This is a genomic window from Pontibacter actiniarum (assembly GCF_003585765.1).
Classification (GTDB): Bacteria; Bacteroidota; Bacteroidia; order Cytophagales; family Hymenobacteraceae; genus Pontibacter; species Pontibacter actiniarum.
Window position 1 is genome coordinate 2,993,395 of the sequence record NZ_CP021235.1, and the last position, 26,405, is coordinate 3,019,799.

General features: G+C 54.6%; 24 protein-coding genes and 1 pseudogene. 10 read left to right on the plus strand and 15 right to left on the minus strand.

Translation table 11 applies throughout. The features are described 5' to 3' along the window. Positions 1 to 87 precede the first annotated feature (87 nt). From CA264_RS12885 to CA264_RS12895, 3 genes are read left to right on the plus strand one after another with little or no spacing between them, the layout of a single operon-like run. Positions 88 to 786 (plus strand): alpha/beta hydrolase, encoded by a 699-nt coding sequence (locus tag CA264_RS12885; RefSeq protein WP_025607722.1) that lies wholly within the window; start codon positions 88 to 90, stop codon positions 784 to 786. Next, complete coding sequence (locus tag CA264_RS12890; protein WP_025607723.1) at positions 738 to 989, plus strand: hypothetical protein; 252 nt, start codon at positions 738 to 740, stop codon at positions 987 to 989. The genes CA264_RS12885 and CA264_RS12890 overlap by 49 nt, the downstream gene beginning before the upstream one ends. A gap of 7 nt (positions 990 to 996) precedes the next feature. Continuing rightward, positions 997 to 2,142: an NAD(P)/FAD-dependent oxidoreductase gene (locus CA264_RS12895; RefSeq protein ID WP_025607724.1), complete on the plus strand. Its 1,146-nt coding sequence runs from the start codon at positions 997 to 999 to the stop codon at positions 2,140 to 2,142. Between the two features lie 105 nt (positions 2,143 to 2,247). Here CA264_RS12895 and CA264_RS12900 read toward each other — a convergent pair whose 3' ends face one another. The 4 genes from CA264_RS12900 to CA264_RS12920 form a co-directional block, all read right to left on the minus strand. Continuing rightward, positions 2,248 to 2,460 carry a hypothetical protein gene (locus tag CA264_RS12900; RefSeq protein ID WP_025607726.1) on the minus strand — a complete coding sequence of 71 codons (213 nt, stop codon included), beginning with the start codon at positions 2,458 to 2,460 and terminating at the stop codon, positions 2,248 to 2,250. Positions 2,461 to 2,872: 412 nt separating this feature from the next. Continuing rightward, complete coding sequence (locus CA264_RS12910; RefSeq protein ID WP_025607730.1) at positions 2,873 to 3,379, minus strand: hypothetical protein; 507 nt, start codon at positions 3,377 to 3,379, stop codon at positions 2,873 to 2,875. 10 nt (positions 3,380 to 3,389) lie between these two features. Beyond that, positions 3,390 to 5,051: a dipeptidyl-peptidase 3 family protein gene (locus CA264_RS12915; protein WP_025607731.1), complete on the minus strand. Its 1,662-nt coding sequence runs from the start codon at positions 5,049 to 5,051 to the stop codon at positions 3,390 to 3,392. Between the two features lie 755 nt (positions 5,052 to 5,806). Then, entirely contained in the window at positions 5,807 to 6,421 is a 615-nt protein-coding gene (locus CA264_RS12920; RefSeq protein WP_025607732.1) for a deoxynucleoside kinase, read from the minus strand. Between the two features lie 174 nt (positions 6,422 to 6,595). Between CA264_RS12920 and CA264_RS21875 the strand changes: the two genes are divergently transcribed. Beyond that, positions 6,596 to 6,772, plus strand: coding sequence for a hypothetical protein (locus tag CA264_RS21875; RefSeq protein ID WP_162912085.1), 177 nt, complete (start codon positions 6,596 to 6,598; stop codon positions 6,770 to 6,772). Between the two features lie 94 nt (positions 6,773 to 6,866). Here the strand turns inward: CA264_RS21875 and CA264_RS12925 are convergent, their stop codons facing one another. Continuing rightward, complete coding sequence (locus tag CA264_RS12925; protein ID WP_025607734.1) at positions 6,867 to 7,496, minus strand: hypothetical protein; 630 nt, start codon at positions 7,494 to 7,496, stop codon at positions 6,867 to 6,869. Positions 7,497 to 7,723: 227 nt separating this feature from the next. Here CA264_RS12925 and CA264_RS12930 point away from each other — a divergent pair, with 227 nt between their 5' ends. The 4 genes from CA264_RS12930 (at position 7,724) to CA264_RS12945 (ending at position 12,073) form a co-directional block, all read left to right on the plus strand. Further along, positions 7,724 to 10,162, plus strand: coding sequence for a GAF domain-containing protein (locus CA264_RS12930; RefSeq protein ID WP_025607736.1), 2,439 nt, complete (start codon positions 7,724 to 7,726; stop codon positions 10,160 to 10,162). Between the two features lie 262 nt (positions 10,163 to 10,424). Continuing rightward, positions 10,425 to 11,231 carry a hypothetical protein gene (locus tag CA264_RS12935; RefSeq protein ID WP_025607738.1) on the plus strand — a complete coding sequence of 269 codons (807 nt, stop codon included), beginning with the start codon at positions 10,425 to 10,427 and terminating at the stop codon, positions 11,229 to 11,231. 146 nt (positions 11,232 to 11,377) lie between these two features. Continuing rightward, complete coding sequence (locus CA264_RS12940; protein ID WP_025607739.1) at positions 11,378 to 11,602, plus strand: CDGSH iron-sulfur domain-containing protein; 225 nt, start codon at positions 11,378 to 11,380, stop codon at positions 11,600 to 11,602. A 12-nt stretch (positions 11,603 to 11,614) separates the two neighbouring features. After that, on the plus strand, positions 11,615 to 12,073 hold the full coding sequence (locus tag CA264_RS12945) for a putative signal transducing protein (RefSeq protein WP_025607740.1): 459 nt from the start codon (positions 11,615 to 11,617) through the stop codon (positions 12,071 to 12,073). A gap of 36 nt (positions 12,074 to 12,109) precedes the next feature. Here CA264_RS12945 and CA264_RS12950 read toward each other — a convergent pair whose 3' ends face one another. The 4 genes from CA264_RS12950 to CA264_RS12960 all read right to left on the minus strand — a co-directional run bounded on the left by CA264_RS12950 (position 12,110) and on the right by CA264_RS12960 (position 16,963). Beyond that, on the minus strand, positions 12,110 to 13,447 hold the full coding sequence (locus CA264_RS12950) for a RagB/SusD family nutrient uptake outer membrane protein (RefSeq protein ID WP_025607742.1): 1,338 nt from the start codon (positions 13,445 to 13,447) through the stop codon (positions 12,110 to 12,112). Positions 13,448 to 13,462: 15 nt separating this feature from the next. Next, a complete protein-coding gene (locus CA264_RS12955; protein ID WP_211233397.1) occupies positions 13,463 to 15,817 on the minus strand; it encodes a TonB-dependent receptor domain-containing protein in 2,355 nt (784 codons plus the stop codon). 6 nt (positions 15,818 to 15,823) lie between these two features. Continuing rightward, a complete protein-coding gene (locus CA264_RS22125; RefSeq protein WP_211233398.1) occupies positions 15,824 to 16,426 on the minus strand; it encodes a carboxypeptidase-like regulatory domain-containing protein in 603 nt (200 codons plus the stop codon). A gap of 282 nt (positions 16,427 to 16,708) precedes the next feature. Next, entirely contained in the window at positions 16,709 to 16,963 is a 255-nt protein-coding gene (locus tag CA264_RS12960) for an acyl-CoA-binding protein (RefSeq protein ID WP_025607743.1), read from the minus strand. Positions 16,964 to 17,134: 171 nt separating this feature from the next. Between CA264_RS12960 and CA264_RS12965 the strand changes: the two genes are divergently transcribed. Beyond that, the gene (locus tag CA264_RS12965) at positions 17,135 to 19,333 is read left to right on the plus strand and encodes a S9 family peptidase (RefSeq protein WP_025607744.1); all 2,199 of its coding nucleotides are present in this window, start codon (positions 17,135 to 17,137) and stop codon (positions 19,331 to 19,333) included. 168 nt (positions 19,334 to 19,501) lie between these two features. On the opposite strand, the gene CA264_RS12970 is transcribed toward CA264_RS12965, so the two are convergent. The 5 genes and pseudogenes from CA264_RS12970 to CA264_RS12990 all read right to left on the minus strand — a co-directional run bounded on the left by CA264_RS12970 (position 19,502) and on the right by CA264_RS12990 (position 24,169). Next, positions 19,502 to 20,188, minus strand: a complete 687-nt coding sequence (locus CA264_RS12970) for an N-acetylmuramoyl-L-alanine amidase (protein ID WP_051364440.1) — start codon at positions 20,186 to 20,188, stop codon at positions 19,502 to 19,504. 37 nt (positions 20,189 to 20,225) lie between these two features. Further along, positions 20,226 to 21,016, minus strand: a pseudogene (locus CA264_RS12975) (IS5 family transposase). A 106-nt stretch (positions 21,017 to 21,122) separates the two neighbouring features. Beyond that, positions 21,123 to 22,124 carry an N-acetylmuramoyl-L-alanine amidase family protein gene (locus CA264_RS12980; RefSeq protein WP_025607747.1) on the minus strand — a complete coding sequence of 334 codons (1,002 nt, stop codon included), beginning with the start codon at positions 22,122 to 22,124 and terminating at the stop codon, positions 21,123 to 21,125. Positions 22,125 to 22,171: 47 nt separating this feature from the next. Then, positions 22,172 to 23,092 carry a serine hydrolase gene (locus CA264_RS12985; RefSeq protein WP_025607748.1) on the minus strand — a complete coding sequence of 307 codons (921 nt, stop codon included), beginning with the start codon at positions 23,090 to 23,092 and terminating at the stop codon, positions 22,172 to 22,174. Positions 23,093 to 23,170: 78 nt separating this feature from the next. After that, a complete protein-coding gene (locus CA264_RS12990; protein WP_025607750.1) occupies positions 23,171 to 24,169 on the minus strand; it encodes a quinone oxidoreductase family protein in 999 nt (332 codons plus the stop codon). A gap of 133 nt (positions 24,170 to 24,302) precedes the next feature. Here CA264_RS12990 and CA264_RS12995 point away from each other — a divergent pair, with 133 nt between their 5' ends. Then, a complete protein-coding gene (locus CA264_RS12995; protein ID WP_025607751.1) occupies positions 24,303 to 24,806 on the plus strand; it encodes a GNAT family N-acetyltransferase in 504 nt (167 codons plus the stop codon). Between the two features lie 58 nt (positions 24,807 to 24,864). Here the strand turns inward: CA264_RS12995 and CA264_RS13000 are convergent, their stop codons facing one another. Then, positions 24,865 to 26,088, minus strand: a complete 1,224-nt coding sequence (locus CA264_RS13000) for a S8 family serine peptidase (protein WP_084196225.1) — start codon at positions 26,086 to 26,088, stop codon at positions 24,865 to 24,867. Positions 26,089 to 26,405 lie beyond the last annotated feature (317 nt).

Consider the following 26,405-nt stretch of genomic DNA (forward strand, 5'->3'; position numbering starts at 1 on the left):
GGTTGATACATTCCAGCAGCTTCCCGTAACTTAAAGGCTCATCCGCTATCCTAAAAACAACTCGCGTTCTCTCCGTACAACCATACTATGAGTAAAGTATACTTCCTTAGTGGCCTGGGTGCCGACTGGCGCATGTTTCAGTTCCTCAAGCTCCCTGACTACCTGCCGCAGCAGCACATCCAGTGGGTAGAGCCCCGGCATATAGACGAGCCGGGGCAGGAGTACGTACACCGGCTAAAGGAGCAGGTGACCGATCCTGACCCGATCCTGGTGGGCATGTCGTACGGCGGGTTGGTGGCCATAGAGCTGAGTAAAGTGTTGAAGCCCCGCAAGACCATCCTTATTTCCAGCCTGGCTACACGGCACGCCTTACCCACCATCTACCGGAAGCTCGGCAAAACAAAGCTGCACAGGTGGATGCCTCTTAAACTTATGCAGAGTGCCGTCCCGCTGGCCCCGTTCTTTTTTGGCGCGCATACCAAGCCAGAGAAACTCCTGCTAAAGGGGGCTATTATGTACATTGATGAGAAGCTGCTGCGGTGGTCGCTGGGGCAGCTGCTGGTGTGGCCGCAGGAGGAAATACTGCCGGGGCTGGTGCAAATCCACGGCACGAGGGACCTGGTCCTTCCGCTCCACGACCGCCCCGACATCATTAAGGTGCAGGGCGGGGAGCACCTGATGGTGATGCACCAGGCTGACGAAATTAGCGCTATCTTGAGCAAAATTTTAGAAGACACATGGATAAAAGCAGATACATCGTTAAAACCACCGATGGGCAGCAGGTAGACCTGACGCACGCCCACATCCTGCGCAGCAACAACCTCTACCCGTTTGGGCAGCACAACTACGCGATTTACGAAACGCCGGAGGGCGTGTACGTGCGGGCCCTGAACAGCGGCGAGCGTGAGATCATGCTCACACACTACGAGCTGATGGACGAACCCACTGCCCGCAACTACAGCCACCCCTATGTTAGAGAAGACCGGTAAGTAAACTATGCAATTAAGTTTCTGGGAACGCGAGACGTACTTTAAGAACATTGATGTTCTGATCATCGGCAGCGGCATAGTGGGCCTGAACGCCGCGCTGCACCTGAAAGCAAAGCAGCCGCAGCTTAAGGTGCTGGTGGCGGAGAGAGGGATGCTGCCAACAGGCGCCAGCTCCAAAAACGCCGGCTTTGCCTGCTTTGGCAGCCCCTCCGAGATGCTAAGCGACCTGCAGCGCCATTCGGAGGAGGACGTTTTCGGACTGGTGGCGCGCCGCTGGAAAGGCCTGCAGCGCCTGCGCCGCAACCTTGGCGACACCACGATCGACTATCACCGGTGGGGCGGCTATGAACTTTTTACACCACAGCAGCAAGAGCTGTACGAGGCTTGCCTCGATAACCTGCCCTACCTGAACAGGCAGTTGCAAAACACCATTGGCGAGGCCGAGGTGTTTCGCCCGGCAGACGAAAAGATCGGCCAGTTTGGGTTTAAGGGTGTGCAGCGCCTGCTCCTCAGTACCGCCGAAGGGCAGATAGACACCGGCAAAATGATCCTGGCGCTCACCCAGAAGGCACAGCAGCTTGGCGTGCTGGTGCTAAATGGCCTGGAGGTGCTTGCGCTGCAGGAAAACGGGCAAGACGTAAACGCCGTGACGGCACAAGGCATCGACCTGAAGGCGAAAGCTGCCCTGGTCGCTACCAATGGCTTTGCCCGGAAACTGCTGCCTACACTGCAGGTGCAGCCGGCACGGGCACAGGTGCTCATTACCAAACCCATCGAAGCGCTCCGGTTTAAGGGCACTTTCCATTATGATGAGGGCTACTATTATTTCCGGAACATCGGCAACCGCGTTCTTTTCGGCGGCGCCCGCAACCTGGCCATCGAAGCCGAAACGACAACTGAGCTGGGCATGACAGAGCTGATTCAGCACAGGCTGGAAGAGCAGCTGCGTGAGGTTATACTTCCGGACACGCCCTTTGAGGTAGAGCACCGCTGGAGCGGCATTATGGGCATGGGCACCGGCAACACCAAAACCACCCTGGTGCAGCAGGTGTCGGGGCGGGTGAGCTGTGCTGTGCGCCTCGGAGGTATGGGCATCGCCATTGGCTCGCTGGTAGGCGAAGAGGGCGCCGAACTGGTGCTGCAGCAGCTATAGCTGTACCCGGTGCTGGAGGTGCCGTACTTCTTAAGTAACAGAAAAACAAAAGAGGCAAACTGTCTGGGAGCAGTTTGCCTCTTTATTGTACTGGTTTTGCTAAACCTAAGCGGTCGTCCATTGGGGTGTGGTTTGGTTGTACATCGGAACGATAAAACGTTGCTGCGCCTCTTTCTCGGCACTGTAAAAGGCGTTATACTCTTCTTCTCCCAGCTCTTCTCGCAGGGCTATGTGGTATAGGGCCATCTCTGGATACAAGTTGTACTGTTCTTCGCGCTCTCTGGGGATACTTCTGTTAAAGTCATAGAAACTTCTCATGGCTGGTTAAAACTTAAATATTTGATTTATAACTAATTGACCAACCCTAACATACTCTCTGCAACTACATTGAGTTGCTCTTTTTTTACCCCTCCGCCCGGAATCGGCTGTTGCAGCTTTTGATTGGCTAAAAAAAACAGCAGCTACACCACATCTATCTGCCCACCTTACTAAAACCTTTGCAGCATACCACATACCCTACTCCGCCACTGTTCATCTTCTTGTACTAAAAATCCGTAGACGCGGCCTTTAAACTCCCGCTCCACCGGCACCGCCTTAGCCTGGCTTCGCTTGGCCGCCAGGGCACCTGCCAGAGCAGCAGCCCTGGCGGAGCCGGCCCACAGGGGCTGTAAAAGCAACGAGCCCAACCACACGGTTGGGCTCGCCGTAAGGGTGCCAGACGGAGCCTGCACTACCTTGTGATAACAAAGAAGAACAGAAGGGCCAGGATCAACAAAACCGTCTGGTCTGAGTTCTGCTTCAGGAAAAAGCCGGTGCTCAGCAGCAGCTCCCGATCCTCGGCAGGCACTCTTTCCGATAGCCTGATGGTGCCATGTGCTACGTCTAAAAGGCCTTGGCTGTACCAGGCCAACTCCTCGCCCGCCTCGTTTATCCAGCGGTAGCTGTTCGAGAACATGTCGGAGGCAAGGGTGTACCAGCGGCCCGAAGGAAGGCGCAAGGTGTACTTGCCCCAGCTGGGCATGCTTACATCGGCCACGGGCCTGCCGTTTTCCAGGATGTCCACCTCATTCTTAAAGCTGCTGCGCATGTTCAGGAAATACGAAGCCGTCTCAGAAGTATAGACCGCATCGTTGCTCCAGATGCCGGTGAAGGCTAGCTCAGCGAAGGGCTCAAGCTCCGCCCCAAACACATAGTGCTTGCTAAACAGCTTCGGCTGGCTCCAGGGTATGGTCTCCATCTGCCGGGAGTTACTTGCTTAGGCCCAATACGTCTGTTCCCTGCTCAAATACAATGTCCACCGGGATGTTGGCTTCGGAAAGGCGATCCAGGTCGGCCTGCAGCTGCGGGCTGATCTGGCCCTGCTCGTTCAGCAGTGTACCCACGCCTGCGTAGTCGCCCTCGCCCTGCAGCGTCAGGATCTTCTCCGACAGCTTGTTCATGGCCTCGCGCATCTTTTGGTAGTTTACACGGTACTTGCCGGTTTGCTCATCGCGCTCAAAGGCACCGTTCTCCTTAAAGAAGTTAAAGCGCACCATGTTGGCTTTGCCGTGGGCACTGGCCGCACCAAAGCGCACCGAACGGAAAATACCGGCCAGGAACGTGGTGTAATACTCCTTCAGGTCGCCTTCCAGCTCCCCTTTCTCGTTCAGTTGCGTGATCATGTACAGCCCCAGAATGTCGGCTTTGCCTTCTTCCAGCGCAGAGGCGTGCTCTTTGAGGGCCTCCCGCACAGTGCCTTTGTTGTTGACGGTGTTCTTGATACCCAAACCGTGCGCCACCTCGTGGAACATGGTGTTGGCGAAGAAGGCGTCAAATGTTACGTACTGCTGCTGGTCTTCCACGATCAGTTCTTCGGCGATCGGCTCCATGATCTTGTCGAACTTGGCCTTCATCGCGTTCTTCAGTTGCAGGCGGCGTGTGCCTCTCTTTAGCTGCACTTCCTCGTCGTTTGGCAGGTTGATGGCAATGGTCTTGCTGCCCGCGTTGCTGTCGCCGGCGTAGTACACCACGTCGTAGGCGTTCAGGTCGGAGTCGGTGCCGGGGGTCTCCTTTTTATACTTGGCTGCCACTGGCAGGCCGCGCTGCAGCTCCGGCAGAAAGGCTGCATACTTCGACAGCCTCTCGCTCCACTCCATGTCCTTTACCAGCACATAGGCCTCGTGGGCGGCTTTGTAGCCGAACAGCTTGTCCTCGTAAGTTTCGATTGGCCCAATAACAATGTCCAGCCTGTTGTTTTTCATGTCCATCCAGGCAAGGTCAGACGGCTGGTAGTTGTCCGTCAGGAGTGCTTCGGCACGAAGGTTCAGGTACTTTTTCAGGCCCGGATCCTCGGCCAGCCCTGCCGCCTGCCGCAGCAGGTCGGCCGCGCGCTGCACCTCCTCCTTAAACTGCACATGATACGGCACTGTAACCAGCTTACCGTTCTCGTCGCGGCGCAGGAAGGTGTACTGGCTGGCCTTATCCGTCAGGCTCGCCTGTTCAAATTCCTCCTTCGTCATGTTTTCCGGGTAGAAGTTGGCGCCCTCCGGCTTTGGCCCGACACCGGGTATAAAGGGTTCGTTGTTATTCAGGCGGTCCCAGGGGCCGTAGTTAATCTTGGTATATTGCTTGGCTGCCTCACTGTCCAGGGTCGCCAATAGCGAATCGCTTTTACCGTAGGCTTCATACCAGAACAGCTTGTTCATAATGTCAGACGCTTCGATCAGCAACGGGAGCATCTGCTTTTCCTTCTCGCCCAGCTTGCTCAGGTCAGACGTCAGGCGGACGGTTGTGTAGGTGTCGAGTTTCTGCTGCAGGCTGTCTGTGGCCACCGCCTCCGTGGTGCTTGCTGTGCCTTCGGTTGTGTTGCTGCTACAGCCGAAGGAGGCAGCTGCCAGTGCCGAGGCGAGTAGTATGTGATGTGATTTCATTTTGTGGGTTAAGATTAGTTTTACTGTTGAAGATACTATTTTTTGGTGTGAAGGCAAAAGGAGGAGGAGTGAGAGTTTTCCGTGGGGTAGCTTCTAGCTAGTGCGGCTGGCTCCCGCTGGCGCAAGTCTTCAACTCGTATCTAACTATGATGTTGAGTCTGTGACTCAACTGGCTTGAAAAACCATACTTGCATCGTAGCAACTATACTTGTTTCGGCTATACTTCTATAGCATTCCCTCTGGCGCGAGTTTTCAACTCGTGTCTAACTATAATGTCGAGTTTGCAACTCGACTGGCTTGCAAAGCCAGCCTTTTTGGCCTCCGCTAACAACCTTACTGGCGCAAGCGTCCGCTTGTGCCTTAGACTACCTTTGCTTATACTTCCATTGGCCCTGCTTTCCGCATCTTCAGCCAAGCTATCCTTGTTAGCTCCCGTTCATCCTGCAGCTCCCACTCACCTACAGTTTCACTTTATACTTTGGAGCGCTCATGCCCGCGAGGGCTCGTCCTCGGGTATCGCGCTGCTTTCGCTTCCTGCCCTCGTGCCTCGGGCTGCCTCGCTAGCGCTCGTCACCGGAACCTCTCGAGGCGCTCAACCCAAGGACTGGGATCAATTCAGATAGCCAAAGCTATCGTAGCTTGGACAAGAAGAAAGGGGAAAGGATAGTTGGCCCTGTACTGTAAAACAAAAAGGGCAGGAAGCCGGAGCCTCCTACCCTTTCCGAAGTATAAGTAAGTAAAGTATAATTTGTTGGCTAAAAAAGGCCGAACAGCTCGCCCTGAATCTTCTCAATAATGCTGCCCAGGTCTTCGGGGTTTGCCACGAAGTCGATGTTGTTCACATCCACCACCAGCAGTTTGCCCAGATCGTAGTTGCCCATCCAGGTATTGTAGTGCTCGTTCAGGTTGCGCAGGTAGTTAATGCTGATGCTGCTCTCGTAGTCGCGGTTGCGCTTCTCGATCTGGCCGATCAGTTTGGGCAGGTCCGCCTTGAGGTAAATCATCAGGTCCGGGGCCTTCACCATGCTGATCATCGACTGAAAGAGGCCGTAATAGTTATCGAAGTCGCGGGTGCTCATGAGCCCGGACTGGTGCAGGTTCCGCGCGAAGATGTGGGCGTCCTCGTAAATGGTGCGGTCCTGGATTACATCGTGCCCGTTGGCCTGTATCTGCTGCACCTGGTTAAAGCGGCTGTTCAGGAAGAAGACTTGCAGGTGGAAGGCCCAGCGCTCCATATCCTCATAAAAATCCTTCAGGTAGGGGTTGTTATCCACTGCCTCCAGGTATAAATCCCACTTAAAGTGTTGGGCCAGCTTGGTGGCCAGCGTGGTTTTGCCGGCGCCAATGTTGCCAACGATCGCGATGTGCATGGTAATCTGTTACTTTAAATAAAACTGGACTGCAAAAGTAAGGCATTTCAGAAAGCCGTTATCGACAAGTTCCCCACCGGGTTATCAACATTCGGGAACCGGCATATGCCCAGCTGCTTAACCTGAGCCTTGCCCCGCCGTAAACCTAAAGTATAAACCAAACATTTGAAAGCTATGACAAAAGGACATAATCAAGACCCAAGTAAGCAGAGCAAGCCGATTGCAAAAAGCTCGGACGACAAAAAGGAAAACCGCCACCTGACAGACCAGAAACAGAACAAGAGCCCGAACCAGGGCCGTAACGAAAACAAGGAGCAATCAGGAGGCACTAAAGGCAAAAACGCCATTTAGCCAGGTAAGCGTAACCTTACCAGGTAAACGCAATACGCCCCGGCAGCCATATAATCCTGTCGGGGCGTGTTGCGTTTACCGTGCTTGCTCCTGCCTAGCGGTTGCTTTCGCGCATGTCCTTGTAGGCATCTTTGGCCTCGCGGCCTTTCTTGAGGGTGGCAAACTCCACCTGCAGCGCCGCTATTTTAATTTTGTCACCGGTGCTTAACAGGTCCAGAACCTCTGATTTGCGTGCGTTCAGCTCCCCTACCACAAACTCTGCATACTCCCAATCGCGCAGGCTCCAGTTCTGCCGCTTTTCACGCGTGTACTCTAGCGCCTTCGTAAAAGTATCGCGCAGGTGCACTGGCTTTACTTTGTCTAGCTGTGTGGTGCCGGTCATGTTACGTTCCCAACGCTCCAACTCGCGGCCGTCCAGGTTCACCAGCTGGCTTTCGTTGCGCTCCTTCCACTCCCCGTAACGCTGTTTGTAGGTGTTGTACTCGTTCCTGGACTTCTCCGACATCTTTTTTGTGTTGCGGTCCAGGCTGTAAGACAGCTCCTCAAACTCTTTCTTCACAGTGGGCCACTCGGCAGCAATGGTGCTGTCGGCCTGCGTGCTGCGCTGCTGCATCCAGGTGCGCAGATCGGCCAAATCCTGCTCCAGCTGCGACTGTGCCTGCACTGCGCCCACACTCACCAAGGCCAGCACCAGGGCCAGCATCCAACTAAATCGTCTCTTCATAGTATTTCAGATTTGTGCTTTAAACTTTAACAAGCATCCCCCGTAAATATTGTGCCAGACTTATATTAAGGGTAGATGACCTCTGCGCTACGGCCCTTTCCGGGCCCGGGCACTAAGTTATGATATCTTGCACAGCCAGCCTCAGTTTGCTCCACCTTTTAGGGATAATCCACGTTTATTGAAGAAGCACAAGTAAGGCTTAAATCCGTTTAGCCACAGCACATATTATGAGTAAACACCACAAAGCCAACTTTCATGAAACGGTTGTTTCGATGAGCAGCGACGACGACGTGATCCTAAGCGTGGACGACTTCCCGTTTAAGACCACACTCAGCCTGTCGCCGCTTATTGCCTACTGGGAGGAGAAGCTAGGGAAAGACCGTGGCTGCAACACCGAGCGCATCCGCCAGCAAATTGACCTGCTCAACCAAATGCCGGAGCTGCTGGGCTCCATCCAGGATGTGTCTATCGTTAACAAGTACATTGACACAGTGGACCGGCTGATGGAGGACATTTTCCCCGGCGCCCTGTGGGAAAATGACCTGAAGGCGGTTTCGGTGCCTTTCAGGTTCGAGAGCTTTTACGCCACCCCCAAGCTAAAGGAGCTCAAGCTTCTGGAGAGCTCCAACTACTCCGAAAAACTTAACATCGACAAAAAGACACTGCTGTTCCGGCTCACGCTACAGGCCTACACCATTATTCTGGAGCAGTTCTATAACGCGAACTTTTCAGTGGATGAGCCTTTTGTGTTTACCATCAACGATAAGTTTACGGGCCTGCCGCGCCACTACAAAGTGGATGTTGACCTGAAGTTTATGCAGGTAAAGGCAAACGGGAAGGTAAAGCCGCTGCGGGCGCAGCAGATAAACTTCCTGATAAACCGCTACAACGACCTCGACCTGTGGATGCAGCTGCTGCCGCCCGAAAACTTTGAGTTCAGCGGCTTTGCCATCTATGACTTCACCGAGGTGACCATGGAGGAAACCATCTCCTCGCTGCGCTACGACCTGCTCGACAAAGACTCCGTCAGCACAGAGAGTGGCTTCCAGGACCTGCAGCAGAAGCTGCGCGTGCTCTTTGGCCTGCCCGGGATACAGCTTGGCTTTGCCTCCTGCCCCAACGTGCGCGAGTTTGACACCAGCTATGCCCGCCGCATCTGGAACGGCCTTATCCTGACGCAGGAATGCGACCTGGCCCTCAGCGACCTGAAGGGCTCCATCTATGAGCCTGTGCTAAAAAAGGGCCTGACCATAGTGGTGGAGGACCTGAACGTGCTCCCGAACCCGACCCGCATTGAGCAGAAACTGCTGGAGGCGGGGCTGCGCAACCTGATCATCGCGCCGCTGCAGTACGAAGGCAGCACCATTGGCCTCATGGAGCTGGCCTCCCCCATTCCCGGTGAGCTAAACGCCCTCTCCACCATCCGGCTGAAGGAGATACTGCCGCTTTTTGCCCTGGCCATGAACCGCAGCCTGGACGAGCTGCGCAGCAGTATCCAGAGCATCATCAAAGAAAAGTACACCGCCATACACCCGATTGTGGAATGGCGCTTTACTCAGGCAGCCATTAACCTGCTGGAGAGGATGGAGCGTAACTCCGGCTCGGAGATAGAACCGATTGTGTTCCGCGATATTTACCCGCTCTACGGCTCCTCCGACATCCGCAGCTCCGCCATCGAGCGGAACAAGGCCATACAGGGGGACCTGCTGGAGCAGTTGGTGCTGGCCAAAGAGGTTATACTTGCCGCCAAAGACAACATGCCGCTCTCTATACTTGATGAGCTGATGTTTAAGATAGACAAGTACTCGCAGAGCATTGTGCACGAGCTGGGCTCCGGCGACGAGGGAATCATACTTGACTTCCTGCGCCAGGAGATAGAGCCGCTCTTCGACCACTTCCTGCGCAAGGACTCGGCCCAGCACGCGATACAGGCCTACCGCTCCGCCATCAACAACCCCTACAAGGCCGTGTACAACAAGCGGCGCGCCTATGAGGAGAGCCTCTACCTTATTAACGACACGATCTCCAGCTTCCTGGACCGCGAGGAGGAAAAGGCGCAGCAGATCTTCCCGCACTACTTCGAGAAGTATAAAACCGATGGCATTGAGTATAACATCTATATCGGGGCCTCCCTGCTGAACAACGGCGACTTCCAGCCGATCTACCTGAAGAACATGCGCCTGTGGCAGCTTATGCTCACCTGCGAAATTGCCCGCCGCATACAGAAGCTTCGCGCCAACCTGAAGCTGCCATTGGAGATAACTCAGCTCATTTTGGTGCACTCCGACTCTATCTCGATCCGGTATAGGCTGGATGAGAAGAAGTTTGACGTGGACGGGGCCAACAACATCCGCTATGAGATTATTAAAAAGCGTATCGACAAGGCCACCGTGCGGGGCTCAGAGGAGCGCCTGACGCAGCCGGGAAAAATCGCCATCGTCTACTCGCAGCAGAAGGAGGCGCAGGAGTACATGCGCTACCTGGAGTTCCTGCAGTCGGAAGGCTATATTGAGGAGGAGGTGGAGCACCTGGAGGTTGAAGAGCTACAGGGCGTGCAAGGCCTGCAGGCCCTGCGCGTAACCGTTAACCTAAAAGAGAAACTGCGCCACGATATTGAGGCAGGCGACGAGCTTCTGAACATCGCCCAATCAGCCAGCCTGAACTGAAAACCACTTAATATGCAATATAGGCGATCTTATATTTATTAAATTTATCAAACTTTTCCTGCAGCAATTTCAGGCGCTGCACCAGCATATAAATTATTACAAACCAGCAAGTTAAGACAATAACTATTTAAACAAGCACCCATAGCACCAGATATTTTTTCATGGCAAGTGCAATTTTTTAAAAAAGATCGGCGTTCTCACTGAGACTTGCCCGCCGTAGGTAGCGGACAAGTGTTGTTTCATCAAATCAACTTTTAGCCAAATGAAACTGAGAAACAAAGTAATGCCTGCTATGCTGATGTTAGGTGTGGTAGCGTTTAGCTCTTGCGAAAAGCAGGAGAATGGATCAATTCAACCAGAACTGGAGCAGGGCATGATCTCGCACATTCTGGCAGACTCTTCGGAGGTCACTTCTTACAACTTTGCTGGGAAACAGCTGAGCCAGATCAACCACTACGATGTAGAAACCGGTGATTTGGAGAGTTTTGAGAAGTATGAGCGCGATGGGAAAGGACAGCTGATCAAGAGCAGTACGTTTGCCGGCGGCAACCACAACCTGCTTTCTGAGCAAACCTTTACCTACGAAACCAACGGCCAGCTCACCAAGAGCACCATGGCCTACTACAATGGCAGCAAGCTGGAGTATACCGCCTATGCCACCTATGCGTACGACACACAAGGCAACCTGGAGAAGAAGTCTGTGTATGAGGGCAAAGACGCCGAGCAGGGCGGAAAGCTGAAATCTTACACGGTGTATGAAGTGCTGCCGAACGGCAACTACACCCAGGAAAAGCAGTACGTGATCGATGATAACAAGGAAGCGAAGCTGTTCTCGACCACTACTTACTCTTATGACACCAGCGTAAACCCATTCCATGGTTTAGCTGAGCCGGGTACAGCCAGCAGCCCTAACAACCTGGTGGCCTCTAACACGGTAGTGCATAACACCAAAAAGACGTATAAGTACAGCTACTCGTATACTTACGATGAGCGTGGCTACCCGCTTACCCAGGCGGTGGTTTCGCCAAATGGCAAGCGCCAGTCGTTTAACTACCTGTATAGCAACTAATACAAGTATAAGCCACATTAGCAAAAGCGGCTCCAGGCACATGCCTGGAGCCGCTTTTGCTTTTAGCAGCACGTTTACCGCCGGCTCCGAAGTTGCTGCCGTATCCGCAGAAATGAGTATATTGGGTGAAATACGACACTAACACGATGGCAAAGACAAAAATAACGGTTAACAGCAACGGATCGCTGCGCGTAGAGGGCGATGAGTTTGAGCTAGTGGACAAGCACGGGAACGCCTACGGGCTGGGCGGGCGCACGCTTGTCTCCATCTGCCGCTGCGGCCTCTCCAAAAACAAGCCGTTCTGCGACGGCTCCCACAAAGGGCATTTCGAACACGAGGCAGAGGCCTTTGACCTTCCGCCTAAAAAATAACTTCCTACTTCTATGGCAGAGCGCCTGGTGACCATCGCTACGTTTAATGAAGCCACAGAGGCCCACATTCTGAAGGGCCGCCTGGAGGCTGAGGGTATACTTTGCTTTCTGGGGGATGAGCACATTATTGGCGCGCAACCCTTTTACTCCGCTGCGGTGGGCGGGGTTAAGCTCCGGGTAACAGAGCAGGATGTGAAGGAGGCAAAGGCTATACTTGCCCGCATACAGGGCGGTGAAAGCCAGTTCGACTACGACACCATCGAACTGGCGCCCCCCATGCAGGAGCACGCGGAGGTACAAACCTGCCCCCGCTGCGGCTCCGACCATGTGGCCGAGGAGAAGTACAACAAGACCGTCTTCTCGCTCACGTACCTTTTCCTTGGCTTTCCCCTGCCCTTTTTAAGCCGGAAGTATACCTGCTACAACTGCGGCAACACCTGGAAAGACAAAAGCAGGGGGAGAAGCCTTTAGCGGCCCCTCCCCCTGCTTTACCAGTATGGCTTTCGTCTAAACGTTTTCGGCAAACGGAATCGGGAAAAGCTCCCACACATCGTCCTCCTCGCGGTCTATGGGCAGCTCATCCAGGCGGTCGTAGCGGCGCACGTCAATCCAGCGGTGGCCTTCGAAGAACAGGGAGTAGCGGCGCTGGTAAAGCAGCTCATCAATCAGAGCCTCTTCCGTAACCGGACCGGCGTAAGGTTCCAGCCCGTGCCTGGTCCGGATGATGTCCAGCGCCCTGGCTGCCTCTTCCAAATCGCCCGTCTGTATATTTGCCTCCGCATAGATCAGAATGAGCTCCTCGTTGCGGATGATCGGCACAGGCGCCGTGTTATTTTTGTAAACAAACACGTCATAGTCGCCGCTCAGGCCCCTTTGGGTGGCCGCCCGCGCTCTTTCCGACACTTTAGACAAACGGTCGTCTCCCGGGGTAGCATCCGTTATAAACGTTGGGTGTGCTACACGCACCTCGCCTGCCGCATTCTGAGGGTAGAACAGCGGGTTTAGCTGGTCGCCTGCCCCCGTACCGAACACATAGTACACGCCCGTATCAAAGTCCCCGTTTAAGTCAAAGAAAGAAGCCTCTAAGTTGGTTAAAGCCTCCTCCCAGTTTCCCCTGTAAACAGACACTCTTGCTGCAAGAGCCCGGTTGAACTGCAGGAAAGTGTCCGGTGTGTCAAAACCGGCGAAGCCGCTGGACAGCGGAAACAGGAAGCTGTCTCCCGCCTGCTCCAGGTGCCCTGCCGCTTCATCCAGCAAGCCGGCGATTGCCGCCAGGGCCTCATCCCGCCCCAAAACAGGGCCCAGGTTATCAGGGTCATCCACATCCACCCTGATTCCGTTGGTATAGGTCATCGTTAGGTTCAGCAGCAGCTGGTGGGCTTTTATGGTTTTGGCGTAGCCCAGGTACCCTTGCCTTTGCTCCTCTGTCAGCTTACCCGCCGCTACCATGGTGTTATCGCTCAGGATATCGATCAGGACGTTCAGGTTCTTGATAACCCTGTACCTGCCAGACCAGGGATTCGTGATATAGAAGGTGTTATTGTTCAACACGTTGCTGCCAGACCCCAGCAAATCCGTCGTAAAGCGCGGGTCTGAGGCTGAGAAGCGGTAGATCTCCCGCCCTATCACGCTAACGGCATCGTAGTACGTGCCCAGCGCGTTACGCATACCCGACTCGGCCCCTACCACCAGGTTATTGAGCTGCCCCACGGTTGTGTTCTCGCGGATATCCTCTATGGTGGTGTTGTTCGGGTCCGGAATATCGTCAATCTCACAGGCCGGCAGCGCCAGGCACAACACCAGCATCGCCAGGGTATATGTTGCTATCTTGCTATATTTTTTCATGACAGTTTCTTTAGATTAAAAGCCAAGGGATAAGTGGAAGAAGTAGCGCTTGGAAGGCGGGAAGGGGGTTACATCAACCCCGGTGGACAGGCCGTTGCTACCAAAGTTCGACACCTCCGGGTCATAGCCGGCGTAGTCTGTCACCGTGAACAGGTTGTTGGCAGACGCCCCAATGCGCACGTTCTGCAGCACATTGCCAAGCACAGAGGCAAGGGCTGTTTTGGGTATGGTGTAGTACAGGCCTATCTCACGCAAGCGCAGGTAAGAGGCGTCCTGCACCCAGGTTTCGGCGGTGCCGGAGCTCAGCCTGTCTTCGCCGTTGATCACCCCGTCGCCATCGTCGTCGTCGTCATAGTCTGCTGATGTTCCGCTGGCGTCGAACAGCAGCTGCGTCAGGTTTACATTGTCTCCGCCCTTTTTCCAGTGAAGCAAGAAAGAGAAAGTCAGGTTCTGCTTAATGGTAAAGAAGTTGTGGAAATTCATCTGGAAGTCCGGAGTTGCGTCACCTATCTTCCGCACGCCATCGGCCGTGGCCCCTACAATCTGGGTCGCCGAGGCGCCTTCCTCGATAAAGTACGTTCCGTAGCCGTTGCCAAAGGCACCCAGCGCGAAAGGCTCAATTTCCAGCTCCGTAATCTTAGAGCGGTTTACCCAGTAGCTGGTTTTAGAATCCCATTTAAAGCCAGGTGTTTCCACCGGTATAACGCTCAAAGCCAGTTCCACGCCTCGGTTGCGCAGCTCTCCCCCGTTCACTACCCTGGTTGTAGAACCGGAAGACGGCTCTGTGTTCTGGAAAAGGATCAGGTTCTCCACCGTTTTGTTGTAGACGGTAGCCTCCAGCAGCACCCTGCTATCGAAGAGCCCGAGGTCTATACCCGCCTCCAGCTCTTTCTGGCGCTCCTGCTCAATGTCGCTGTTGCCCCGCTGTATACCGATAATGACACCGGGTGTTCCGCCAATGTTGGAGGGTACGAACGAGGTATACTTGGCTCCGAACGGAGGGAATCCGCCCGCCTCGCCGTAGGCGCTGCGCAGCTTCAGCAGGCTTACCGCCTCCACGTTCCAGAAGTCGAAGTTGGCGAGGTTCAGTGCAAGCGAGAACTTAGGGAAAGCCTGGAAGTCATTGACATCGGCATTGTTAGAAGACTTGTCCAGCCGTAGACCGGCAGTAGCAATAATGCGGTCTCTGTAGTTGAGCTCCTCCTGGAAGAACAGGCCTTTGTTGCGCTCAATGATGCGCGTCTGCGAAATATCCAGGGCACCCGCCTGGTCCAGATTGGTCTGCCCCTCCACCAGCTGGGTGGCCACGTTCAAGGTCTGGTCCTGGTTAAAGTTTTCCCGCGTGGCACCTATGGTAGTGGTCAGGAACAGAGTATTGTCGGCCAGGTTCAGGTTGTTTACCAGGAAGGCGGCGTAGTTGGTGTTCAGGTTATAGTTGTTGCCCTGGATGGAGGCGCCGTTGGTGCCGTTGCCGTTGGACTGGAACTGCAGCAAGCTCGGGAAGATGGCGGTGGTCTTCAGGTAATAAAAGTCCAGACCTGCCCGCAAAACCAGTTTGGTGGAGCTAAGGCTGCTTTCGTGCAGGTAGGCGTTAACGTTAAGGCCCCCGATAAAGCGGTTGGTCAGCTCGTTGTTCGTGATCAGGTCGCGGGTCTGCAGGAAGTTAGAGGCAGCAAAGGGGTTGGTTGGGTAAATGCCGTTTTCATCCGGAAACAGGTTCACAAAGCTCGGCGTTGAGGACAGCGCCACCCCGTAAGACACCCCCGCGTTATCGTTGTTTGTCAGGCCCCGGTCGGCGGAGGAGTTGATGTAGTTGGTGCTCAGGCTAAAGTCAAAGCGCTTGGATATGGTGTGGTCCAGGTTAAAGCGGATGGATTTTTTCTCGTACCCCGTGTTCTCAATAATGCCCTCTTCATCCTGAATCAGGCCACCCACAAAAAAGCGGGTCCTCTCGTTTCCTCCGCTTACATTGAGCCGGGTGGTGTACAGCATGCCGTTGTTGCCGTAGAGCTCTTCTTCGTAGTCTATCAGCCTGCCGGCATCGCGGGCCTCCCGGAACAGCTCCAGAATCGCCTCGTTGTTGTTGTACGTGGCCCGCACCCTTTCTTCTGTGAGGTTACGCATCCCCAACAGGTTAGAAACAGTGGCCACGCCTATATCCTGGGACAGGTTTACCACCGTTTTACCCACAGCACCACGCTTGGTAGTGATCACCACCACCCCTGCGGAAGCCAGGGAGCCATAGATAGCGGCAGCGGAGGCACCTTTCAGGAATTCTATACTTTCGATGTCATCCGGGTTCAGGTCCGCGATCCGGTTCGATGGGTTGTCCTGGGTAGAGGTGTTTCCCTGGGTGCTGGCTGCCGTCACGGCGTTCTACCCACTCGAAATAGATGAGTTATCCATGATAATGCCGTCTATCACATACAGCGGCTCGGCCTCCCCGAATATAGAAGTGATTCCGCGCATTTTCACCGAGATACCGCCACCGGGCGCGCCGGAGCTGGTCACCACGTTCGCCCCTACCACCTTACCGCTGATAGCCCCATCCAGGGTCTGCGGATTGGTGGTACCGACGAGCTCCTTGGTGTTAAGCGCGGCCACCGCGTTGGCGGCGTTGGCTCTCTTGACGGTAGTGGCCAGGCCGGTCACCACCACCTCCTGCAGGTTGGTGGTTCTTTCCTTTAGCCGCACGTCCAGCTTTGTCAGGTTCGGTGTGATGTCAAACGTCTCCGGCACATACCCCAGGAAAGAGAAGGTGATCTTGTTTGCCCCGGCGGGCAGTTCGATGAAGTAGTTCCCCTCTGCATCTGTGTTGGTGCCGGTGGTACTCCCCACTACAATTACGTTGACACCCGGCAGCGGGACACCGGAGCCAAAGTCAGTTACCGTGCCGCGAACGGTATTTTGCCCAAACAAGGCAAACGGCGCCATAAAAAGCAGCAGTAGAAGCAGCTTTACGAGGTAATATTTCTTCATAGGTACAAATGGTTTGTGGATAGGATAGTGTTGTTTTGCAGGCATGTGGCAATACCTGCGTTTTATACGCTACTTTGCATTATTTGTATAATTATTTAAATAAATAATTTACATAACACATCACACACTATACTTTCACAGCCCTCGCTATACCCTTTCTCTTGCCTTTTACCGGCCTGTTTGCACCCGAAAACGTTTGGAGCTGGCGCTCTGCCATCTGCAATAAAAAAGCCGCAACCAAACGGCTGCGGCTATACTTTGTAACACGGAAGCAGGATGTTATTACCCTACCAGTTGGTTTACGTACTGCACATACTCCTCGCGTGCCTCCTCCTGGCTCTTGCCTTCCTGCTTCTTCCAGGCATCCCACTTGGCAATGTTCTTAAAGTCGAAGCCGCCCGGGCGCTCCGTGTTCACATCGCCTTCGGAGGCTTGCTTGTACAGGGCGTACAGCTTCAGGAGTACATCGTTGCTGGGGCGCTCAGATAATGTTTTAGACTTTGCTACTGCACTTTCAAATTCTTCTTGTGTGGCCATAGGTTTATACACTGTAATTTGTTCTGGTGATGCCTCAAGATACAGAATTATACGCTGCATGCATAACTTTTTAAGTATTTTGATTTACCGGGAGATTTTATACTTTTATATACCTGCGGCTACCTCATTCGCAGCAGCTTACAACCGTAACAACCTAAACGCTAGCAAAACATGAAGCCCCTGAAACCATCGTCGGCTGCTTCGGCCACCCTGCTTGCCGCATGCCTTGCGGCAGGAGCCGGGTGCTCGTCGAGCAACACCGGCAGTACAACAGCAAGCACCACCACAGAAGCGACAACAGCCGCCGTTACCACGGATGCGCCGCAGCCACCTGCAGCCCAAAAAATACCCAAGGAACTCACCACCCACGGCGATACCCGCATCGACAACTACTATTGGCTGAACGAGCGCGAGAACCCGGAAGTCATCGCTTACCTCAACGCCGAGAACGAGTACACTGAAAAGATGCTGGCCGGCACCAAAGAAATGCAACAAGAGCTCTACGACGAGATTGTGGGGCGCATAAAGCAGGACGATGCTTCGGTACCATACAAAGACAAGGGCTACTGGTACTACGTGCGCTACGAGGAAGGCAAGGAGTACCCGATCTACGCCCGCAAGAAAGGCACGATGGAGGCCCCCGAAGAGGTGATGCTGAACGCCAACAAGCGTGCAGAGAACCAGTCCTACTACGCCGCCGCCGGCCTCGACGTGAGCCCCAACAACCAGCTACTCGCCTTCGGGGAAGACACCGTGAGCCGCCGCAAGTATACCTTGCGCTTCAAAAACCTGAAAACCGGCGAACTCTTGCCGGACGCCATCCCAAACACAACAGGCAGCGCCGTTTGGGCCAACGATAACAAAACCGTGTTCTACACCATGAAGGACCCGGCCCTGCGCTCCTACAAGATATTTAAACACACGCTGGGCACCCCCACCACGCAGGACAAGGAAGTATTCCACGAGGCAGACGAGACCTTCAGCACCTATGTGTACAAGACCAAGAGCGACAGGTACATCATCATCGGCAGCGCCAGCACCCTCTCCAACGAGTACCGCTACGTAGACGCCGACAACCCGAACGGCACCTTTAAGGTTATTCAGCCCCGCGAGCGCGGCCTGGAGTACAGCGTGGACCACTTCGGAGATAAGTTTTACATCGTAACCAACAAGGACGGCGCCACCAACTTTAAGCTGATGCAGACACCGGTGAGCAAGCCGGGCAAAGCCAACTGGACAGAGGTAATCCCGCACCGTGACGACGTGCTGCTGGAGGGGATCGAGATATTTAAAGATTACCTGGCCCTGCAGGAGCGTAAAAACGGCCTTTCCCAGATTCGCGTCAAGAGCTGGAGCAACCCCAAAGACGATGCCTACATCGATTTCGGGGAAGAGGCCTATACCGCCTACATCGGCCTGAACCCCGACTTTGACAGCAAAGAGCTGCGCTACGGCTACTCCTCGCTCACAACTCCCTACTCTACCTATGAGTTTAACATGCAGACCAAGGAAAGGGAGCTGCTGAAGCGCGAAGAGGTGGTCGGCGACTTCGACCCGAGCAACTATGAGGCAAAACGCCTCTACGCCACCGCCGACGACGGCACCAAAATCCCGGTGTCGCTGGTGTACCGCAAAGGGCTTACCCTGAACGGGGATAACCCAACGCTGCTCTACGCCTACGGCTCTTACGGCAGCAGCACCAACCCGGGCTTCAGCTCCGTGCGCCTCAGCCTGCTGGACCGAGGCTTTGTGTACGCCATCGCCCACATACGCGGAGGCCAGGAAATGGGCCGCCAGTGGTACGAGAACGGTAAACTGCTGAAGAAAAAGAACACGTTCACTGACTTTATCGATGCCTCTGAGTTCCTGATCGAGCAGCAGTACACAAACCCGGACAAGCTGTTTGCCATGGGCGGAAGCGCCGGCGGCCTGCTGATGGGTGCCGTGGTGAACATGCGCCCGGAGCTCTACCAAGGCGTGATCGCAGCCGTGCCGTTTGTGGACGTTATAACCACCATGCTGGACACGAGTATACCGCTGACCACGGGCGAGTTTGATGAGTGGGGCAACCCGGCAGAAAAGGAGTACTACGACTACATGCTGTCTTACTCGCCTTACGATAACGTGGCGGCCAAAGGCTACCCGAACATGCTCGTTACCACCGGCCTGCACGACTCGCAGGTACAGTACTGGGAGCCTGCCAAGTGGGTGGCCAAGCTCCGCGACATGAAGACGGACGATAACATGCTGCTGCTGCACACCAACATGGAGGCGGGCCATGGCGGTGCCTCCGGCCGCTTCCAGCGCTACAAGGAAACAGCCCTGCAGTATGCCTTCCTGCTCAACCTGCTGGAGCAGCAAAACCAGTAGCCTTGCCACAGCTGATCAGCAAGTATAAATCAAGTATAAAAAGAAGCGGGATCGGGGTTTAGTGCCCGATCCCACTTTCTTTTTATACTTGCCTATGGTTGGCAGCTGTTGTTACGCTTTCGGCGGCAGGAGAAAAGCTGCCCCCTGTACTTACAGCTGCCTTTTGCTTTAAGATTTAGGCGAGCCTTTCAGCCCCAGGTCCTTTGTCCGCTCCCGTATTTTCTGCATAAAGTCCACACCCGGGTCTACTTTCTGGGTTCTGTAACCGGCGTCTGCCTCCTTCCAGAGCGGGTGGTCTACAAAGTCCTGGTACTCGTAGTGCCCGATCAGGTATTCAATCGCATACTTGCTCTTCAGGTACCGGACCAGGGCCTCGTTGGCTTTCAGCTGCGCCTTCGTCAGGCCTTCTTTTCCTCCGCCTACGTTTTCTACCCCAATGGCGCAGTGGTTGAGCCCGATAACGTGGCGGGCGAAGGCTGTGTCCGGGAGCTGCCTGAAAATGGTGCCGTCCCTGTCTATCAGAAACTGGGCAGCGACATTCAGGTTGCTTGCCGAGCCGATGGCAGTCCGGGAGCCTGGCAGTAGCGTCGGGTTCATTGCATCATGCGACTTCTCCAGCGTGGGTATGGCCGTCCAGTGCAGCACGATCATCTTGGGCTCTATATAAGGGGCGTCCTGTTTCATGTTGTACCTGTTTTCCATGTACTCCAGGGAAAGCCGCTGCCGCTCCTCATCAAAAACAACAGGTTTTTCAAGTATACGGAAGGTAGGCGAGGCACAGGCACTCAGCAACAGCAGCCCCATGGCGCTGGCTTTCACAAGCAGGCCTTTCACTGGTCTGGCTTTTTTACTCATAACGAAGAAATCTTTTGACTAAGAGGCTGTTTTGATTTCATTTAGATAATTTTTTAAGCATGATGTGTATCATGGTAATCTGTATCATGGTCTCGGCTGACTTGGTGCTGCATTCATAGTCTTTGGAAAGCCTTCGGTAGAGGTTAAACCAGCCGAAGGTACGCTCCACAATCCAGCGTTTGGGCAAGGCCACAAAAGCCTTCTTGTGAATCCTGTCCACTATCTGAAGTCTCCAGCCCAGTTCCCTGAAGGTGCTCCTGACCCAGTCCCGCATCCTTTGCCCGCCGTAACCCTGGTCGGCGAAGAAGACACGGAGCCTGCCGAAGTCGGCTACCCTGGAGGCAAGCCGCAGGAGCAGATAGCTGCCTCCCCGCCGCTCGCTGATGTCGGCCCGGTGCACAATCACCATGATCATCAGCCCCAGCGTGTCCACCACCAGGTGCCGCCCAGAGCCCTTTTATCCGCTTGGCCGCGTCATAGCCCCTTTGCCCTCCCTGCTGCACGGTCTTCACGCTCTGTGAGTCCAGGATGCCTACACTCGGGGAATGTTCTTTGCCGTGCCTGCTCCTCACTTTCTTGTGGAGGCTCTCGTGGAGCAACTCCCAGAAACCATTGTGCCGCCATTTGCGGTAATAGTAGTAGACTGTTTGCCAGGGTGGAAGCTCTGCAGGCATCATGCGCCACTGGATGCCCCCCTTTGCTCACATAGAAGATGGCGTTGAGGATGCTGCGAAGAGGCCAGATGCGCTTCCTGCCGAGCATTTCATCTTCCAGTATCTTTTCTATACATTGCCATTGGGTGTCGGTTAAATCACTTGGGTAAGCCATAAGTCTGCAAACTTTTCTTACCCAACAACCGGCACCTACTTTTCTATTCAACTAAATCAAAACAGCCTCTCAGGTTTGATAGATTGGTTGAAGTTGTGTCTGAAAGCTAGTCTTGCCGGACCTGCACATAATGCTCCCGCGCGCGCAGCGCCTCCTGCTGTGCCTCATCGGCCCTGCCTAGCTTGTTTAAGATGATGGCTCTGTTCTCATGGCACTTGGCCGCCACGAAAGAATCGGGGAACGAGCGGGCGGAGCGAGAAAACAGCTCATACGCCTGCTGCAGCGCCGCTGTATCCTGCCGCTCCAGCAGCGCCTGCCCCTTCAGGTAGTCCTGGTACCAGAGGCGGGCGGCTTCATTCATGCGGTCCGCCTCCTGAAACGCGCGAAAAGGCGGCAGGCTCACCAGGGAGTTTTTAGAAAGTACAGCCGGAATGGGTTGGAGAAAGAAAGCCTCCAGCGCCGCCACATAGGCCAGGGCTTCCCGGCGGTTATGCCTGCGCTTCTTCAGCCGGCCCTCCTCCGCTGCATTTGTAAAGAAGGACGCCTCCGCAATAACGCCGGGTATACCGTACGTATCGCGCAGTACTTTTGCGCCCGCCGATGGAAAAATGGTGTGGTCTGAGACTAAGCTTGCAGGTGCACCGCCTTTGTAGAGCTTTGCCCTGAGTGCCTGCGCAATTTGCAGCCCTAAAGCGACACTGGCCGTATTTTCAGAGGCATTCCCATGGAAGTAAATAATCGGGAAGTTTACGCTGGAATCAGCCGTGGCATTGTGGTGGACAGACAGAAAAACGTCTGCCTGGCTGTCCACAGCCAACTGCGCACGCGCTGCCAAGGGTATATTCACGTCGGCTGTGCGCGTCATCACGACGTTGGCCCCCTTCTCCTCCAGCATCTTCTGCAGCAACTGCGCCACCCGCAGGTTTATCCACTCCTCCCGCTCACCCGTTGGCCCTACCCGGAAACTGTCTGTCTCCGCCGTACCTCCGTGTCCTGCATCCAGGAGAATTGTTTTCCCGGCCAGCAAACTGGCCTGCTTCTGAGCATTAGCAGCACATGGTACACAAGTATAAAAGAGCAGGATAAGAAAGGGGAGTAACTTTGCCATAACAGCTGAAGCGAAGTATAATGTAAGAGGCACTGCCTCACCGTAACTTACTTGATCAGTTTGGGGTCTATGTAAGTGCCGTAGCGCGTGGCGTTACCAGTGCGCCAGAAGTAGTCGTACAGCACTTCGGACAGCTCCTCAACAGTTTCCTCGCCCTGCCCTTCCACTTTGTAGCTCTCCATCACGGCAACCGCATAAGGCCGCTCGGGCAGCAACACCAGCGCCCACTCAGTGGAGACACCGTTTAGCTCGCCCGGCTTAAAAGCGATTGGCACCTCATCCGGCAGCCCTGTAGCGAGCCTGCTGGTGCGGCGGTCAGTCTTTCTCAGGATAGAGACAATCTCCCCGGAAGTGGCTTTGTTAATGAACTCCCCCCTGTACAGCAGCTGCAGGATTTTGGCTGCGTCAGCGGGCGTAGACAGGTTCTCCTCTCCCCTGCCCGAGGCGGCCGAGTTGATCATCTTCCGCTGCACAAGCGTCTGCTTTGCTCCCAAAGAGCGCAGCATGGCATTCACCTCCGGCATCCCCACCAGGTCGATGAGCGAATTTGTGGCCGAGTTATCGCTCAAGGCAATCATCAGCACACCCAGGTTGCGAATACTTAGCGAAGCCGTGTCTACAAGGTCCTTCAGGATTCCTGTTCCTCCCACTATGTTGCCCGGTGCTACCTTTCTCTGATCCGAAAGTAAGAATTTCCCTTCGTGCGCCTGTTTGTACACGCTCATCAGGATGGGAACTTTGATGGCACTCGCTTGCGGGAAAGCCACATCGGCATTAAAGGCAAAAGTCTCCCCGCTGGTCAGGTCAACTGCCACAAGTCCGGTAACCGCCGGTGAGCGGCCGATAATATCCTTCAGCTGTTCTTCGGCTTTTTGCCGCATTACTTTTTGGGCAGTGGGCTGCGCGGTCGCATCTAAACGCACACAAATCAAAGCCATTAAGAGCCAGGCACCTACGGTTTTTCTCATAACTAAAGATTGTAAAGAGAAGCCCTCCCGTTGGGGAGGGCTTTCAGTCTTCTAAAAGCCCGTGCAGGTAAAGTTTTCCTACTGCACTTTCAGCACAATTTTCCCGAACTGCTTACCGGCCTCCATGTAGCGCATGGCCTGTTCTGCCTCGTGGAGCGGGTATACGATATCCACCACCGGGCGAACCTCCTTCTCCTGCACCAGCTGCATCATGTTTGCAAAGTCCTGGGCTGTACCCATGGTGCTGCCGTAGATGGAAAGCTGCTTCCAGAAAATTTCCGCCGGGTTTAACTGTCCGATCATGCCGGTGGTGCCGCCGTACATACCGATGCGCCCCCCAGACTTAGCCAGCTTCACGAGCTGCACGAAGCCCTCGCCCGCCGCACTGTCGATGATTACATCGAAGCCCCCGGTTTGCGCCTTCAGCTCTTTCCCCCAGTTCTCCGACTTGTAGTTTATACCTCCGGCAGCACCCAGGCCCTGGGCCAGGCCGATCTTCTCTTCAGACCCTGAGGTCACCCAGACCTCGGCACCGGCGGCCAGGGCAAACTGTATCGCCAACAGCGCCACGCCTCCGCCAGCACCCGTTACCAGCACCTTCTCCCCAGCCTGCAACTCACACTTGGTAAAGAGGGCCCGGTAGGCCGTAACGCCTGCCAAAGGCAAAGCGGCCGCTTCCTCAAAGCTCAGGTGCAACGGTTTCTGGTGCAGGCTGGTGGCCGGCACTTTCACGTACTCCGCAAAGGCCCCGTTTTCGGGCATGCCCAGTATTTTATACTTTGCGGAGTGCGCTCGCGGGTTGTCCCCCCAGTCTGATGACGGGTCTACGAGCACCTCCTGGTTCAGCCAGCTGCGGTCTACCCCAGCGCCCAGTTCCGCCACCACGCCAGCACAGTCCGAACCTAATATGGCGGGGTACTCTTTTATAAAGTACTTTCCTTTCTGTATCCACACATCGCGGCGGTTCAGAGCCGCGGCCTTTACCTGCACCAGCACCTCGCCTGGGCCTGCCGCTGGTTTCTCCTTCTCAATAACGGTGAAGGGCTTGTTGATATCCTCTAAGTATACAGCTTTCATATAATCTCTTTTTTTGTGGTGATACGCTCCCGAGCAAACAAAGATAGGATTTCTGCACAGAGTTGAAAGCACTGGGCAGGTTGGCTTTTACCCCGGCAGCGCCTATCTTGCATCCTCAGCCAATGTACCGTTTATGAGCAAAAGCCTACACCTCCGCCAAGCCACTCCAGATGATATCCCGGTGATTCAGCAGCTAGCTGAGGCGACATGGGAACCTACTTACCGCAGTATCCTCACCAAAGAGCAGATAGACTATATGTTTGGGGAGATTTACACTGCAGAGGCGCTGGCAAAGCAGATGCAGGAAGGGCAGTTTTTTTGGCTGCTGGAGGAGGAAGGGCAAGCTCTCGGCTTCGCCTCCTTTTCTGTGAAAGAGGCGGCCGGGCAGGTATATAAGCTGAACAAGATCTACCTGCTGCCACAGACCCAGGGCAAGGGCTACGGCAAGGTGCTGCTGGAGGCCGTGGAGCAGGAGGTGCAAAGGCGCGGTGCCGCCGTACTGGACCTGAACGTGAACCGCTACAACCAGGCAAAGGGCTTTTACGAGCGCTGCGGCTATCGTGTGCACCTGCAGGAGGACATCCCTATCGGCCCTTACTGGATGAACGACTACGTGATGCGGAAGGCGCTACAGTAAAAAAAGGGCAGCCAATGGCCGCCCTTTAAGTAACTCACTTCAAACTTTCTCTAAGATATTAATGATGGGCGATCGGGTCCGGCGTGCCGTCCGGGTCGTTCTGTACATAGCCGCTGGTTGCCACGTTACCTAGCAGCAGCAAGCCTGCCACGTGCGGCGAGGCCATAGACGTACCACTGATGGTGTTGTAGCCACCGCCTTTCCAGGTGGACTTGATGTTAACGCCCGGGGCGCAGTAATCTACCGGCGGGTTGCCGTAGTTGGAGAACGAGGCAAACCTGTCGCCGCTGTCCATGGCAGACACGGTGTAGACGTTGGCATGGTTTACACGCGCAGGCGAAGAGTTGTTTGCATCCGTGCTTTCGTTACCGGCAGCCAGGGCAAACTTTATTCCTTTACCAGCCGCTGCTATAATCGCATCGTCCAGGGCCTGCGAAACCGGCCCGCCCAGGCTCATGTTCACCACATCACCGGCACTGCCGTTAGCAGCCACATAATCCACACCGGCAATCACACCTGAGTAAGCACCGCTACCGCGGGAGTCCAGCACTTTCACGGCCACCACGGTGGCATCGTACGCCACCCCAATCACTCCTGTGGAGTTGTTCTTAGCAGCAATGGTACCTGCCACGTGCGTGCCGTGCCCGTTATTGTCATCCGCAGAGCCGGCATCCCTGCCGCTTGTAAACATCGACACACTGCGGCTCACATCCACGTTCAGGTCCGGGTGGTCCAGGTCAACGCCTGTGTCTACAACCCAGGCGGTTTTACCCGCACCGCTGGCACTACCTACCCGCGCAATGCCGTAGGGCGTTTCCTGGGCACCGCCGCCTGTGCCGCCGCCTGTACCGGGCTTGCCCAGCATAACGATTCTGTCTGGCTCCACATACGCCACACGTGCGTCATGGCGCAGGCTTTCCGCCTCTTTCTGCGTAAGGCTTACAGTCACGCCCTTCACGGCCTGCCCAAAGGTTTGCGTGATTTTAAAGTTGCTGATGCCATTGTCGGACATAAGGCCCTGTGTCATGTCGCGCACCCGCTCAATGCGCTGCGCATAGGTAGCATTCTCACTCGTGCGGAGCGTCGCACCATCTTTAAATACAACAATATACTGACCGTCTATAATTGCACCATTTTCACTTTCAGCCTGTGTGGTCGCTACAGGTTCAACCGTATCACCTGTTCCATTATCACAGGCTGTAAAGGTGCAGGCTGCTGTTGCCACAGATGCTCCAAACATGAGGGAGCGCATCATTCTTTTGAAATGTAAACTGTTTTTCATGCTTTTTAATTAAGGTGAGATAAATAGTATTTATAGGAACAATAGCCTTAAAATACTGATACAGGATATTATATGCAAATTAATTTATAAATATATTTATCTGCCTCCTGAAAAAGGCGCTTCCCGTGCACCTTGTATTACCGTTACAAGAAGCTTTTCCGGCCCAACCAAAGCACCGAAAAGACAACGCGTTGTAACATCTGGTGCAGCATCTACAGAAGAGCAAAATCACCTCTTTACGTAATTGTACTTATGTGGGACAACACAGAAATTAAATAATTATAATAATACAATTATTACCTTGTGTTACACAAAAC